This window comes from Streptomyces sp. NPDC001709 (genome assembly GCF_053596375.1).
This window is the reverse complement of sequence record NZ_JBSFGB010000013.1, coordinates 136622-150611: the sequence shown is the minus strand read 5'-3', so window position 1 is coordinate 150611 and position 13990 is coordinate 136622. Positions and strand designations below refer to the sequence as shown.

Genomic DNA, 13990 nt, shown 5'->3' with positions numbered 1-13990 from the left:
TGTCGCGCAGTTCCCCGCGCCCCTTCGGGGCGCTGATCACACCGCCGGGACGCAGCGGCCTTCCTCCGTCCTGTACGACCACTTGGCACCCTCGGTCACCAGTTCCCTCACCGCGGTGACGAAGCGCTCGACGTGCTCGTCGGGGGTGCCCGCGCCGAAGCTCACCCTGATCGCGTTCAGGGACTTCTCGCCCGGCGCGGCCTCCGGGGCGCCGCATTCGCCCTGCGACTGGGGATCGGTGCCCAGGAGGGTGCGGACCAGGGGGTGGGCGCAGAAGAGGCCGTCGCGGACTCCGATGCCGTACTCGGCGGAGAGCGCCGCGGCGAAGTGGGAGCTGTTCCAGCCCTCGACGACGAAGGAGATGACGCCGACGCGCGGGGCGTCGTCGCCGAAGAGGGAGAGCACCTTCACCTGCGGGACCTCGGCCAGGCCGGCCCGGACCCGGTCGATCAGGTACTGCTCGCGCCCGACCAGCGTCTCCCAGCCGGCCTCGGTGAGCGCCTTGCAGGCCGACGCGATGGAGTAGGCACCGATCACATTGGGCGACCCCGCTTCATGCCGCGCGGCGCTCTCGTGCCACTCCACGTCCACGCCGCCGTCCTGACGCCGGGTCACCTTGCGGCTGGCGCCGCCGCCCGCGAGGTACGGCTCGGCCGCGCGCAGCCAGTCGGCGCGGCCGGCCAGGACACCGGAGCCGAAGGGCGCGTACAGCTTGTGGCCCGAGAAGGCGACCCAGTCGACGTCCAGGTCACGGACGGACACGGGGTGGTGGGGGGCCAGCTGGGCGGCGTCCAGGACGATCCGGGCACCGTGCGCGTGCGCCGCCGCCGCCAGTTCGCGCACCGGCCACAGCTCGCCGGTGACGTTGGAGGCGCCGGTGACGCACACCAGGGCCGGACCGTGGGGGTCGCGGTCGGCGAGGGCCCGCTCCAGGGTCGTGACGGCCTGCTGCGGGGTGCGCGGGGCGTTGAGGTAGGTGACCTTCGCGTCCTGCCAGGGCAGCAGGGAGGCGTGGTGCTCGGTCTCGAAGACGAAGACCTGGCAGTCGGCGGGGAGCGTGCGGGCCAGGAGGTTCAGGGAGTCCGTGGTCGAGCGGGTGAAGATCAGCTGGTCGTCGGGGCGGCAGTCCAGGAACTCGACGACCGTCTTCCGGGCGTTCTCGAACAGGTCGGTGGAGAGCTGGGAGAGGTAGCCGGCGCCGCGGTGGACGCTGCCGTAGTACGGCGCGTAGGCGGCCACGTCGTCCCAGACGCGCTGCAGGGCTGGGGCGCTGGCCGCGTAGTCGAGGGCGGCGTAGGTGACCTCGCCGCCGGTGACGAGCGGGACGGTGACATCCCGCCCCAGAACGGGCAGCGGGGCACAAACGGACTGGTCGGCGGCAACAGTGGAGACGGACATGGCTCAACTCCCGTGAAAGCAGGTGTCATTCACCGCGTGAGCAGAGAGCGCTCGAACGCGGGTGAAGGAAAAAAGGGGGATGCGGAGGCGGGGCTCTGCGGCCCTATCGCATTCGCTTGCTCACGGAAGGCTCCCTCGACGACCAGGACCCCTGGTCCCGCGCTCAGTCAGAAGCGCGCGAGGGGTCCGCGCTTGCCGTAGACCTCGCTGCCTACGACCTGGTCTTCACCCGGGGCACCCCGCCACGGACGGAGGGTTGCCGGACAGCCGGCCGGGGCCGAATGACTGTCGCTCATGACCTGGTTCAGTATCCTGCCATACGATCTTCGACGCGCAAGGCGCAGTCCGCCATCTGGACTGCGCCTCGCGTCACACCGTGCCGGTGTCAGCGGTTGGTGGCGGCCACCCAGCGCTCCAGCGTCCGCTTGGCCGCACCCGAGTCGATGGACTCGGCGGCCCTCACCATGCCGGCCCTGAGCTGGTCGGCGAGCGGGGCGTCGGTCGGCGTGAGAGCGACCAGTGCCGCCGCGGAGTTCAGCAGCACGGCGTCCCGCACCGCGCCCTGTTCGCCGTCCAGCAGGCGGCGCGCCACGTCCGCGTTGTACGCCGCGTCGGCGCCGCGCAGCGCCTCCACCGGGACGAGGTCGATGCCGACGTCCCGCGGGTCGAAGGTCTCCTCCGTTACCTTGCCGTCCCGGACCACCCACACCCGGGAGGTGGCTGTCGTCGTCAGCTCGTCCAGGCCGTCGTCGCCGCGGAAGACCAGCGAGGAGTTGCCCCGCTCGGCGAGGACGCCGGCCACGATGGGCGCCATCCGGGGGTCGGCCACGCCGACGGCCTGGGAGCGCACCTTGGCCGGGTTGGTCAGCGGGCCGAGCACGTTGAAGGTGGTCCGGATGCCCAACTGGCCGCGCGCCGGGGCGACATGGCGCAGGGACGGGTGGAACCTCACCGCGAAGCAGATGGTGATGCCGGCCTCTTCGGCGACCTCGGCGACCCGCTGCGGGGTCAGGTTCAGATTGATCCCGAGCTTCTCCAGGACGTCGGAGGAGCCCGAGGCGGAGGACGCGGCGCGGTTGCCGTGCTTGACGACCTTGGTGCCCGTGCCCGCCACGACGATCGACGACATCGTGGAGATGTTCACCGTCTTGGCGCCGTCGCCGCCGGTGCCGACGATGTCGACGGCCGGGCCGGGCACCTCGATCACGTTGGCGTGCTCGTACATCGTGCGGACGAGCCCGGTGATCTCCTCGACGGTCTCGCCCTTGGCCCGCAGCGCCACCATGAATCCGGCGATCTGCGCGTCGGTCGCCTCGCCGCGCATGATCAGGTCCATCGCCCACGCGGTGTCGTCGGCGGACAGGTCCTGGCCGTTCAGCAGGCCGTTCAGCAGGGCGGGCCAGGAGCGGCCCGCCGCGGTGTCGCCTCCAGCGGGGGTCACAGCGCTCATATGCCGCTCCTGTGTCGATGTCCCGCAGTACGGGATACGAATCTCGAACAGGTCCACCCTATCGAGGCCGGGGCACGGCGAAGGGCCCCGTCCGTAACCCGGACGGGGCCCTTCGTCGTGGCGTGGCGACGCGGGATCAGTGGTGGCCGTGGCCGCTCGTGATCTCCTTGTACTCCTCGACGGTCGGCTTCGGGATCTGGTTGTCCTCGCCGTAGTAGGCGTTGTTCAGCTTCACCCGGAGCTTCTCCGTGGCCGGGACCTTGCGCTCGACACCGTTCTCGTCGACCAGCGGGCCGATCTCGGCCGGCTCGTACTGGTGGTGAGCCGTGAGGGTGTGCAGCTGCTCCTGGCTGAGCGGCTCGTGCACCTCGATGAACTCACCGTGCGGCAGGCGCTTGATGATGCCGGTCTCGCGGCCGTGCAGCACCTTGTCGCGGTCGCGGCGCTGCAGGCCGAGGCAGATCCGCTTGGTGACGATGAACGCGACGACCGGTCCGACGAAGAAGCCGATCCGGACGAACCAGGTGACGGCGTTGATCGACAGGTGGAAGTGGGTGGCCCACAGGTCGTTGCCACCGCCGACCAGGCCGATCATGTAGACCGTCACCCAGGCGACACCGAACGCGGTACGGGTCGGGGCGTTGCGCGGGCGGTCCAGGATGTGGTGCTCGCTCTTGTCGCCGGTGACCCAGGACTCGATGAACGGGTAGACCGCGATCGCCGCCAGGACGAGACCGAAGAGCACCAGCGGGATGAACACGCCCAGGACGAGCGTGTGGCCCCACAGGTTGATCTCCCAGCCCGGCATGTAGCGGACCAGACCCTCGGCGAAGCCCATGTACCAGTCGGGCTGGGCGCCGGTGGACACCTGGTCCGGACGGTAGGGGCCCATGGCCCAGATCGGGTTGATCTGGGCGACCGCCGCGATGGCCGCGATGACGCCGAAGACCAGGAAGAAGAAGCCTCCGGCCTTGGCCATGTAGACCGGCAGCAGCGGCATGCCGACGACGTTCTTCTCGGTCTTTCCGGGACCCGCGAACTGCGTGTGCTTGTGGTAGAAGACCAGGATCAGGTGCGCCACCATCAGGCCGAGCATGATGCCCGGCAGCAGCAGGATGTGGATCGAGTAGAACCGGGCGACGAAGTCGTGGCCGGGGAACTCGCCGCCGAAGAGGAACATCGAGATGTACGTGCCGACGATCGGCATCGACAGGATCGCGCCCTCGGTGAAGCGGACACCCGTGCCGGAGAGCAGGTCGTCCGGGAGCGAGTAACCGGTGAAGCCGGTGAACATGCCGAGGACGAACAGCAGGAAGCCGAACAGCCAGTTGATCTCACGCGGCTTGCGGAACGCGCCGGTGAAGAACACGCGCATCATGTGCACGAACATGCCGGCGAGGAAGATCAGCGCGGCCCAGTGGTGGATCTGCCGGACCAGCAGGCCACCGCGCACGTCGAAGGAGATGTGCAGGGTCGAGTTGAACGCCTCGGACATCAGCTGTCCCTGCAGCGGGACATAGCTGCCGTGGTACTCCACCTCGTTCATCGACGGGTGGAAGAACAGCGTCAGATACACACCCGTCAGGATGATGATGATGAAGCTGTACATGCACACTTCGCCCAACATGAACGACCAGTGGTCGGGGAAGATCTTGCGCATGTTGGACTTGGCCAGGGAGTAGATCCCGAGCCGGCCGTCGGCCCAGTCGGCGATCCGCTCGCCGGCCGGTGCCTTCCCGCGAGAGCGGGGCGTCTCGTTCGCTGCAGTACTCATCCGCGCTCCCAGAATGCAGGACCGACGGGCTCCTCGAAGTCGCCGAGCGCCTGGAGGTAACCCTCGCTGTCCACACCGATGCGCAGCTGCGGCAGGGCGTGGCCGGCGGGGCCGAAGATCACTCGGGCACCGTCGGAGAGGTCGAAGGTGGACTGGTGGCACGGGCACAGCACGTGGTGCGTCTGCTGCTCGTACAGCGAGATCGGGCAGCCGACGTGGGTGCAGATCTTGGAGAAGGCGACGATGCCTTCGTGCGACCAGTCGAGCTCGCGCTTGTCCTTGATGTTGCCCGGCTGGAGCCGGACGATCATCAGAGCCGCCTTGGCGATCTCGTTCTGGAACTCCTCATCGGTCTCCTCCAGGCCGTCGGGCTTGGCGAAGGTGAGGGAGCCGACGGCGACGTCCTCGGGGCGCAGCGGCTGGTTGGTGTTCATGTTGACCAGGCGCTTGCCCTTGGCCCACAGGGTGTGCCGGAGCATGGTCCCGGGCTTCGGGCCCAGGCCGCCGAGCAGCATGACGCCGGAGAGCGGCACCAAGGCCAGCGCGCCGAACATCGTGTTGCGAACCAGCTTGCGGCGGCCGATCGCCGACTCCTTGGCACCCTGGCGGAAGTCCGCGTGGACCTTCGCGCGGACCTCGGGCGAGGCCTCGATCGGGTGACGGTCGTCGGCGACCTCCACGTCGGACATCAGGGTGCGGGCCCAGTGGACCGCGCCCGCGCCGATGCAGAACAGCGCCGCGCCGAGGGTCAGCCCCAGCGCGAAGTTCAGCGCGTTGATGTGCCCGATCGGGAAGACGAAGATCGCCTTGTCGTGCGGGATCGCGAAGTACGAGGCGATGAAGCCGACGGTGGCCAGCATCGACACCGTGAACAGCAGGGCCACCATGCGCTCGGACCGCCTGGCGGCCCGCTCGTCGATGTCCTGGATCCGGTGCTCGTGAGGCGGCAGCCCCGGGTCGGCGAACGGGTTCTCCTCGTCCGCGACCGTCAATGCGCCGTGCGCGTGGTCCTGCTCAGCGGGCAGGTTCTCTTCTGGAATGTCTTGGCTACTCATGACTTCTTGGCCTTTGCGGTCCGAGCGGCGACCCAGACGGCGACCACGATCAGCGCGCCGAGGCCGAAGATCCAGGCGAACAGACCCTCACTGACCGGCCCGAGGCCGCCCAGCTCCAGACCGCCCGGGTTCTCCGTCTTGTCGCCGTTGACCGCGTTCAGGTACGCGATGATGTCCTTCTTGTTCTTCTCCGACATCGTGGTGTCGGGGAAGGACGGCATGTTCTGCGGGCCCGTCTGCATGGCCTCGTAGATGTGCTTCGGAGCGACACCCTCCAGGCTCGGCGCGTACTTGCCCATGGTCAGGGCGCCGCCCTTGCCGGTGAAGTTGTGGCACTGCGCGCAGTTGGTGCGGAAGAGCTCGCCACCCTTGGCGATGTCCGCACCGTCCGGACCGTACTGCTCCTTGGTGGGCACGCTCGGGCCGGCGCCCAGCGAGGCGATGTACGCCGCGAGCTGGTCGATCTGCGTCTGGTCGTAGACGACCTTCTTGCGCGGGACCTGGGCGCCCTGCGAGGTGGCAGCGGGCATACGGCCGGTGCCGACCTGGAAGTCCACGGCCGATGCGCCCACGCCGACCAGGCTCGGCCCGTCGGAGGAGCCCTGGCCACCGGTGCCGTGGCAGCTGGCGCAGCCGACCTCGTAGAGCTTCTTGCCCTCCTTGATGGTCAGGGACTGGGAGGTTTCATCGGCCTGCGCCTTGCTCGCGGGTGCGAACGCGGCGTACAGCCCCCCAGTGGCCGCCAGCGCGAGGAGTAGGACGACGACCGCCGCCAGCGGATGGCGTCGTCGTGCGGAGAGCTTTTTCACGGATTACCCCGGTGTCAGGATCTTCTGCGTCGGTGCTTCTGGATGTGCGGGAGCCGGTCCCGGCTACTTGATCAGGTAGATCGTGGCGAAAAGGCCGATCCAGACCACATCGACGAAGTGCCAGTAGTAGGACACGACGATGGCGGCGGTCGCCTGCTCGTGGGTGAACCTCTTGGCCATGTAGGTGCGGCCGAGGACCAGCAGGAAGGCGATCAGACCGCCCGTCACGTGCAGGCCGTGGAAGCCGGTGGTCAGGTAGAACACCGAGCCGTACGGGTCGGAGGACAGCGAGATGCCGTCCTTCTTCACCAGCTCCGTGTACTCGTAGATCTGACCGCCGATGAAGATCGCACCCATGATGAAGGTGAGGATGAACCAGCCACGGAGCTTCTTCACGTCACCGCGCTCGGCCGCGAACACACCGAGCTGGCAGGTGAGCGAGGAGAGCACCAGGATCGTGGTGTTCGTCGCCGAGAAGGGCACATTGAGCGCCTCGGCCATGTGCTTCCAGTGCGCCGGACCCGTCACCGATCGCAGGGTGAAGTACATCGCGAAGAGGGCCGCGAAGAACATCAGCTCGGAACTCAGCCAGATGATGGTTCCGACGCTGGTGAGGTTCGGCCGGTTGACCGACGGGTGCGCGTGCCCGGTTTCTACTGTCGTTGCTGTCGCCACGACCGACATTATGTCGGTCGCTTATCCCGCCCTCACTCCGGGGGGTGCCGTTCGGAGTGTTGCCGCCCGCCGAACCGGTGTTGACATGGTGTTCATGGGGACTTCTACGGGAGTAACATCCGCCCCGAACGGCCCTGTCCTTCCCGTCCGTACGACGCTGACGTCCCGGAGGAACCATGCAGCCGACCGCCACGGTGCTGGTCTACAGCGACGACTCCAACACCCGCGAGCAAGTACGGCTGGCCTCCGGCCGCAGGCCGGCTCCCGATGTCCCCTTCGTCGAGTTCGTGGAGTGCGCGACGCCCGACGCCGTCCGGCGGGAGCTGGACAAGGGCGGCATCGATGTGTGCGTGCTCGACGGTGAGGCCGTGCCGATGGGGGGCATGGGGGTGTGCCGGCAGATCAAGGACGAGGTGTTCAACTGTCCGCCGGTGCTGCTGCTGATGGGGCGGCCTCAGGATGCGTGGCTGGCGACCTGGAGCCGCGCCGACGCCGCGGTCACCCTGCCGGTGGATCCCGTCGAGTTCGCCTCCGCGCTTGCTTCGCTGCTCCGCCGGAAGGGGCTGGTGGGCGCCTGAGAGCCCCAGGGCGCATGGTTCGTGCGCGAGTACGGCCCTGCGCCCCTCCGGGACACTTACAGCGCCGTCGGCTGAAGCCTCACCGTGTCCGCCTCCGTTGGGCCGTCCGGCTTGTTGTTCGTCAAGGCGCTGCCCTTGCTCCACTTCTTCCAGTCGACGTTCCAGTCGCCGAAGCCGTTGCCGAAGGGTTCCATCTGCGGGCCGTTGGAGTTGACGACCCTGACGATGTCGCCTTCGTGGATGTGGTTGAAGAACCACTGGGCGTTGCCGGTGCTCATACCGGTGCAGCCGTGGCTGACGTTCGCATAGCCCTGTGAGTCCACCGACCAGGGCGCGGCGTGGACGTACTCGCCGGACCAGGTCACCCGGGTGTCCCAGTAGACCGGCAGGTCGTAGGAGTCGGAGTTGCCCGCGGCGATGCCGAGCGTGGCGCTGCGCATGCGTACGAAGTACTGCTTCTCCAGTACGACCTTGACCCCGTTGCGGGTCTCCCAGCCGGGCTTGCCGGTGGTGACGGGGAACTGGTTGATCACCTGGCCGTCCTTGTACAGGGTCAGCCGGTGCGCCGCGGCGTCCGTGAGGGCCTCGATCCGGTCCCCCGTGGTGATCTTCAGCGGCTTGGACGTGCCGCCCCACAGCCGGTCGCTGATCTTGATGCCCTCCAGGTTGCTGTGCACCGTGATGGTGGCGTGGATGGGCCAGTACTCCTTGGGCCGGTAGTGGAGTTCCTTGTCCCCCACCCAGTACCAGGAGCCCTGCACGGCCGGCGTGGATTCCACCCTGAGGGCGCGCTCGACGACGGCACGCTGCGTCTTGTCCTTGACCGGCTGGTCGAGTTGGGCGGTGATGGGCTGCCCGACGCCGTACTCGCCCGCGTCCGGCCCGAAGGTGACGTTCAGCCGCTTCTTGTTCGTGGGCCTGCTGGTGTCGAACGCGAGGACCTTGCGGCCGGGCGCGCCGTCCTCGTCCTCGGTGCTCACCGTGACCGTGTAGTGGGCGTTGGCGGCCAGCGCGGAGGTGCTGTGCCAGCGACTGCCGTCGGCGGCGAGTTCGCCCGCCACATAGCGCCCTGTGGAGTCCTGGGCGGTGACGTCCGTGATGCGGTCGTCATCGCTCGTGGCGGTGATCTCCAGGGGCTTGTCCGGGTCGGCGCGCTTGCCTGCCTCGGTCGGGCCGTTGAAGGAGATCACGTCCGCCGCGTCGTACGGCTTGGCCGACAGGGGGTTGCCGTCCGAACCGCAGGCGCTGACGCCCGCGCCGAGGGCGGTCACCAGCAGCGCGCAGCCGACGACGGTGCGGGTCCGCGGAGTGTGGTTCATACGATCACGCTATGAGGCACCGACCCCACTGGCGCGGCAGGTAATCCGTACGAGTGAGCGACACTGCGGCAAGAGGGCGACAGCGGACGGGTGACCCGGCGAAGTGATCACCTGAACGGCCGGAAGCCCGGACCCTCCTGATGGAGTGTCCGGGCTTCCGGTGCGTGCTTTCGTGTGCTACTGGGTGCGGTTCTCACCGTGGTAGTACTCGAACACCCAGCCGAACAGACCGACCACGATGAACGGGGCCGAGAAGTAGATCAGCCACCAGCCGACCGCGATGCTGAGGAAGGCGATCGCACCGCCGAAGCCCAGCATGAGCGGCTGCCAGCTGTGCGGGCTGAAGAAGCCCAGCTCGCCCGCGTCGTCCGCGACATCCGCCTCCTTGTCGTCCTGGGCGCCCGCGTCGACCCGCCGGGCGGTGAAGCCCAGGTAGAAGCCGATCATGACGCTCAGGCCGAAGGCCAGGAACAGTGCGGTGGTACCGGCCGGCTCCTTCGACCACACGCCATACACGATGGCCATGATCAGGATGAAGACGCTCAGCCAGATGAACATCCGACCCTGGATCTTCACTTGCCGGCCTCCTTGCTGCCCGCGATGGCGGTGCCGTGACCGCTGTGCGCGAGCTGTTCGAGCGCGGCGATCTCAGGGTGATGCAGGTCGAACGCCGGGGATTCGCTGCGAATCCGCGGCAGGGTGAGGAAGTTGTGCCGCGGCGGCGGGCAGGAGGTCGCCCACTCCAGCGAGCGGCCGTAGCCCCACGGGTCGTCCACGCCGACCGGCTTGCCGTACTTGGCCGTCTTCCAGACGTTGTAGAGGAACGGCAGGATCGACAGGCCGAGCAGGAAGGAGCTGATCGTCGAGACCGTGTTCAGGGCGGTGAAGCCGTCGGCCGCCAGGTAGTCGGCGTACCGGCGCGGCATGCCCTCGGCACCCAGCCAGTGCTGGACCAGGAAGGTGCCGTGGAAGCCGATGAACAGCGTCCAGAAGGTGATCTTGCCGAGGCGCTCGTCCAGCATCTTGCCGGTCATCTTCGGCCACCAGAAGTGGAAGCCGGAGAACATGGCGAAGACGACCGTACCGAAGACCACGTAGTGGAAGTGGGCCACCACGAAGTACGAGTCGGAGACGTGGAAGTCCATGGGCGGCGAGGCCAGGATGACACCGGTCAGACCACCGAACGTGAAGGTGATCAGGAAGCCGGTCGCCCAGAGCATCGGGGTCTCGAAGGACAGGGAGCCCTTCCACATCGTGCCGATCCAGTTGAAGAACTTCACACCGGTCGGTACGGCGATCAGGAACGTCATGAAGGAGAAGAACGGCAGCAGCACACCGCCGGTGACGTACATGTGGTGGGCCCACACCGTCACGGACAGACCGGCGATCGCGATGGTGGCCGCGATCAGACCCATGTAGCCGAACATCGGCTTGCGGGAGAAGACCGGGATGACCTCGGAGATGATGCCGAAGAACGGCAGGGCGATGATGTACACCTCTGGATGGCCGAAGAACCAGAAGAGGTGTTGCCAGAGCAGGGCTCCGCCGTTGGCCGCGTCGAAGACATGGGCACCGAACTTGCGGTCCGCCTCCAGGGCGAACAGCGCGGCCGCGAGGACCGGGAAGGCCAGCAGGACCAGGACACCGGTCAGCAGCACGTTCCACACGAAGATCGGCATGCGGAACATGGTCATGCCCGGGGCACGCATGCAGATGATCGTGGTGATGAAGTTGACCGAGCCGAGGATGGTGCCGAAGCCGGAGAAGGCCAGACCCATGATCCACATGTCGGCGCCGATGCCCGGGCTGCGGACCGCGTCCGACAGCGGGGAGTAGGCGAACCAGCCGAAGTCGGCCGCGCCCTCCGGGGTGAGGAAGCCGCCCACCGCGATGGTCGAGCCGAACAGGTAGAGCCAGTAGGCGAACATGTTCAGCCGCGGGAACGCCACGTCCGGCGCGCCGATCTGCAGCGGCATGATCCAGTTGGCGAAACCGGCGAACAGCGGCGTCGCGAACATCAGCAGCATGATCGTGCCGTGCATCGTGAACGCCTGGTTGAACTGCTCGTTCGACATGATCTGCAGGCCCGGACGGGCCAGCTCGGCGCGCATGAGCAGCGCCATCACGCCACCGATCAGGAAGAACGCGAACGACGTAACCAGGTACATCGTCCCGATCGTCTTGTGGTCGGTGGTCGTCAGCCACTTCACCACGACATTGCCGGGCTGCTTGCGCCTGACCGGCAGCTCGTTCTCGTACGAGTCCTCAGCTGCCGCGGCACCCTGGGGTTCGTTGAGGATGCTCACAGGTTGTTCGTCTCCCGGTTCTTCTCGTGGCTCGTCTGCGCGATGCCGGCGGGAATGTAACCGGTCTGCCCCTTCTTGGCGAGGTCCTGGAGGTGCTTCTGGTACGCCGCCGGGGAGACGACCTTCACGTTGAACAGCATCCGGGAGTGGTCGACGCCGCACAGCTCGGCGCACTTGCCGAGGAAGGTGCCCTCGTGGTTGGGGGTCACCTGGAAGGCGTTGGTGTGGCCCGGGATCACGTCCATCTTCATGAGGAACGGCACCACCCAGAAGGAGTGGATGACGTCACGGGACGTGAGGACGAAGCGGACCGTCTTGCCCTTGGGGAGCCAGAGCGTCGGACCGGGGTTGCCCGTCTGCGGGTTCCGCGTGGCGGGCGTACCCGCGTCGTAGACACCGCCGGCGCCTGCCGGGAAGTCCTTCTTGAACCGGTCCGGAATGGCGTCCAGGTTCTTGTCGGTCTTGGCGTCGCCGGGGACACCGGGGACGCTCTCGACGTAGTTGAAGCCCCAGCTCCACTGGTAGCCGACCACGTTGATGGTGACGTCCGGCTTCTTGGAGGTGTCGAGGAGCTTCGACTCGTCCCGGGCCGTGAAGTAGAAGAGCACCGAGATGATGATGATCGGGACCACCGTGTACAGGGCCTCGATGGGCATGTTGTACCGGGTCTGCGGAGGTACCTCGACCTTGGTGCGGCTGCGCCGGTGGAACATGGCGCTCCACAGGATCAGGCCCCACACCAGCACGCCGGTGGCCAGCGCGGCAGCCCAGGAGCCCTGCCACAGGGAGAGGATCCGCGGAGCCTCTTCCGTGGTCGGGGTGGGCATACCAAGGCGGGGGAAGTCCTTGTATGTGCAACCGGTTGCGGTCGCCAGGACCAGGCCCGCGGTCAGTGCCTGCAGCAGCTTCCGCCGCATCGGGCGCCGCGGCGAGCGGTCGGAGCCGTTGGGACTCACGTAGCGCCTTCCCGAGAGTCTCGCCCGCGCGGTTCGGCTGCGGCCTTCTTCTCGCTGGTCGGTCGCCGCCCTGCGTCGGGCAGGGGTTTGGATGTTTATGCGGACCAAACCCTAGCCGACGCCCTCCGGGGGTTCGCGGGGAGGGGTGCCTACTAACTCGGGAGGTTCGCTGAATTGGCGGCTGCGGCCTCCTTGTGGCTGGTCGCGCCGTTCCCCGCGCCCCTTTGGGGCGCTGCCCTGACCGGCGGTTTAGCGTTGCCGTATGGCCTACTTTGATGCTGCTTCCGCCGCTCCCCTCCATCCCGTGGCCCGTCAGGCGCTGTTGGCCTCTTTGGATGAGGGGTGGGCCGATCCTGCACGGCTGTACCGGGAGGGACGCAAGGCCCGGATGTTGCTGGATGCGGCGCGGGAGGCGGCTGCTGAGGCCGTGGGCTGCCGGGCGGACGAGGTGGTGTTCACGTCGTCGGGGACCCGGGCCCTGCACATCGGGATCGCGGGGGCGTTGGCCGGGCGTCACCGGGTGGGAAGTCACCTGATCGTGTCATCCGTCGAACACTCCTCTGTGCTCCATGCGGCGGAGGTGTTCGAGTCGGGCGCGGGGACGGTGACGCGGGTTCCGGTGAACCGGGCCGGCGCCGTGGATCCCTCGGCGTACGGGGCCGCTCTTCGCCCGGACACCGCGCTGGCGTGTCTGCAGTCGGCCAACCATGAGGTGGGCACCGTGCAGCCGGTCGCCGAGGTGGCCGAGGTGTGCCGGGCCGCCGGGGTGCCGCTGCTGGTGGACGCGGCGCAGTCGCTGGGGTGGGGGCCCGTCGAGGGCGACTGGTCGCTGCTGACGGCCAGCGCGCACAAGTGGGGCGGGCCGTCCGGGGTCGGGCTGCTCGCCGTGCGCAAGGGGGTGCGGTTCGCCCCCCAAGGCCCCGTCGACGAGCGGGAGTCGGGGCGGGCGCCCGGGTTCGAGAACATCCCGGCGATCGTGGCCGCGGCGGCCTCCCTGCGGGCGGTGCGGACCGAGGCGGCCCAGGAGGCGGTACGGCTGCGGGAGCTGACGGAGCGGATCCGGGCGCGGGTGCCGCGGCTGGTGCCGGACGTGGAGGTCGTCGGCGACCCCGAGCGGCGGCTGCCCGGGATCGTCACCTTCTCCTGTCTCTACGTCGACGGCGAGGCGCTGCTGCACGAGCTGGACCGGGAGGGCTTCTCGGTCTCCTCCGGTTCCTCCTGCACGAGCAGCACCCTGACACCCAGCCATGTGCTGAGGGCGATGGGCGTGCTGAGCGAGGGGAACGTACGGGTGTCCCTGCCGCCGGGGGCGGCCGAGGAGGACGTGGAGCGGTTCCTGGCCGTGCTGCCGGGGGTGGTGGCGGGGGTCCGGGAGAAGCTGGGCGCACCCGCGGCTCCGGCGACCGTGGCGGGCCCGGAGGCACTCGTCGTCGACTCCCTGGGCAAGCGCTGCCCGATCCCGGTCATCGAGCTGGCCAAGGTGTTCGGCCGGGTACCGGTCGGCGGCACGGTCCGCGTCCTGTCCGACGACGAGGCGGCCCGCCTGGACATCCCGGCGTGGTGCGAGATGCGGGGGCAGGAGTACGTCGGGGAGGAACCGGCGGAGGGAGGTACGGCGTACGTGGTACGCCGGGTGTCCTGAGGGGCGGCCACGACGGGCCCGCGGTCGA

General features: G+C 68.3%; 12 protein-coding genes and 1 riboswitch. Of the genes, 2 read left to right on the top strand and 10 right to left on the bottom strand.

Annotation, left to right across the window (positions count from 1 at the left end):
• Positions 1-36: 36 nt before the first annotated feature.
• From ACWC0C_RS20670 to ctaE, 6 genes are all read right to left on the bottom strand, one after another.
• Entirely contained in the window at positions 37-1398 is a 1362-nt protein-coding gene (locus tag ACWC0C_RS20670) for an aminotransferase class V-fold PLP-dependent enzyme (RefSeq protein ID WP_449198312.1), read from the bottom strand.
• 183 nt (positions 1399-1581) lie between these two features.
• Positions 1582-1698: riboswitch (SAM riboswitch) on the bottom strand.
• Between the two features lie 85 nt (positions 1699-1783).
• Entirely contained in the window at positions 1784-2848 is a 1065-nt protein-coding gene (gene trpD / locus ACWC0C_RS20665; protein ID WP_449198311.1) for an anthranilate phosphoribosyltransferase, read from the bottom strand.
• A 136-nt stretch (positions 2849-2984) separates the two neighbouring features.
• Entirely contained in the window at positions 2985-4622 is a 1638-nt protein-coding gene (gene qcrB, locus ACWC0C_RS20660; protein ID WP_449198310.1) for a cytochrome bc1 complex cytochrome b subunit, read from the bottom strand.
• Positions 4619-5677 carry a cytochrome bc1 complex Rieske iron-sulfur subunit gene (qcrA, locus tag ACWC0C_RS20655; protein WP_449198309.1) on the bottom strand — a complete coding sequence of 353 codons (1059 nt, stop codon included), beginning with the start codon at positions 5675-5677 and terminating at the stop codon, positions 4619-4621. The genes qcrB and qcrA overlap by 4 nt, the downstream gene beginning before the upstream one ends.
• The gene (qcrC, locus tag ACWC0C_RS20650) at positions 5674-6486 is read right to left on the bottom strand and encodes a cytochrome bc1 complex diheme cytochrome c subunit (protein WP_449198308.1); all 813 of its coding nucleotides are present in this window, start codon (positions 6484-6486) and stop codon (positions 5674-5676) included. The genes qcrA and qcrC overlap by 4 nt, the downstream gene beginning before the upstream one ends.
• A gap of 63 nt (positions 6487-6549) precedes the next feature.
• On the bottom strand, positions 6550-7170 hold the full coding sequence (gene ctaE / locus ACWC0C_RS20645) for an aa3-type cytochrome oxidase subunit III (protein ID WP_365182676.1): 621 nt from the start codon (positions 7168-7170) through the stop codon (positions 6550-6552).
• 167 nt (positions 7171-7337) lie between these two features.
• On the opposite strand from ctaE, the gene ACWC0C_RS20640 reads away from it, so the two are divergent.
• The gene (locus ACWC0C_RS20640; protein ID WP_449198307.1) at positions 7338-7739 is read left to right on the top strand and encodes a hypothetical protein; all 402 of its coding nucleotides are present in this window, start codon (positions 7338-7340) and stop codon (positions 7737-7739) included.
• 56 nt (positions 7740-7795) lie between these two features.
• On the opposite strand, the gene ACWC0C_RS20635 is transcribed toward ACWC0C_RS20640, so the two are convergent.
• The 4 genes from ACWC0C_RS20635 to ctaC form a co-directional block, all read right to left on the bottom strand.
• The gene (locus ACWC0C_RS20635; RefSeq protein ID WP_449198306.1) at positions 7796-9058 is read right to left on the bottom strand and encodes an Ig-like domain-containing protein; all 1263 of its coding nucleotides are present in this window, start codon (positions 9056-9058) and stop codon (positions 7796-7798) included.
• A 177-nt stretch (positions 9059-9235) separates the two neighbouring features.
• On the bottom strand, positions 9236-9634 hold the full coding sequence (locus ACWC0C_RS20630; protein ID WP_023551358.1) for a cytochrome c oxidase subunit 4: 399 nt from the start codon (positions 9632-9634) through the stop codon (positions 9236-9238).
• Positions 9631-11364, bottom strand: coding sequence for an aa3-type cytochrome oxidase subunit I (gene ctaD / locus ACWC0C_RS20625; protein ID WP_449198305.1), 1734 nt, complete (start codon positions 11362-11364; stop codon positions 9631-9633). Before ctaD ends, ACWC0C_RS20630 begins: the two co-directional genes overlap by 4 nt.
• Positions 11361-12320, bottom strand: coding sequence for an aa3-type cytochrome oxidase subunit II (ctaC, locus tag ACWC0C_RS20620; RefSeq protein WP_449198304.1), 960 nt, complete (start codon positions 12318-12320; stop codon positions 11361-11363). The genes ctaD and ctaC overlap by 4 nt, the downstream gene beginning before the upstream one ends.
• Before the next feature lie 262 nt (positions 12321-12582).
• Here ctaC and ACWC0C_RS20615 point away from each other — a divergent pair, with 262 nt between their 5' ends.
• Complete coding sequence (locus ACWC0C_RS20615) at positions 12583-13962, top strand: aminotransferase class V-fold PLP-dependent enzyme (protein WP_450865183.1); 1380 nt, start codon at positions 12583-12585, stop codon at positions 13960-13962.
• Positions 13963-13990: the final 28 nt, after the last annotated feature.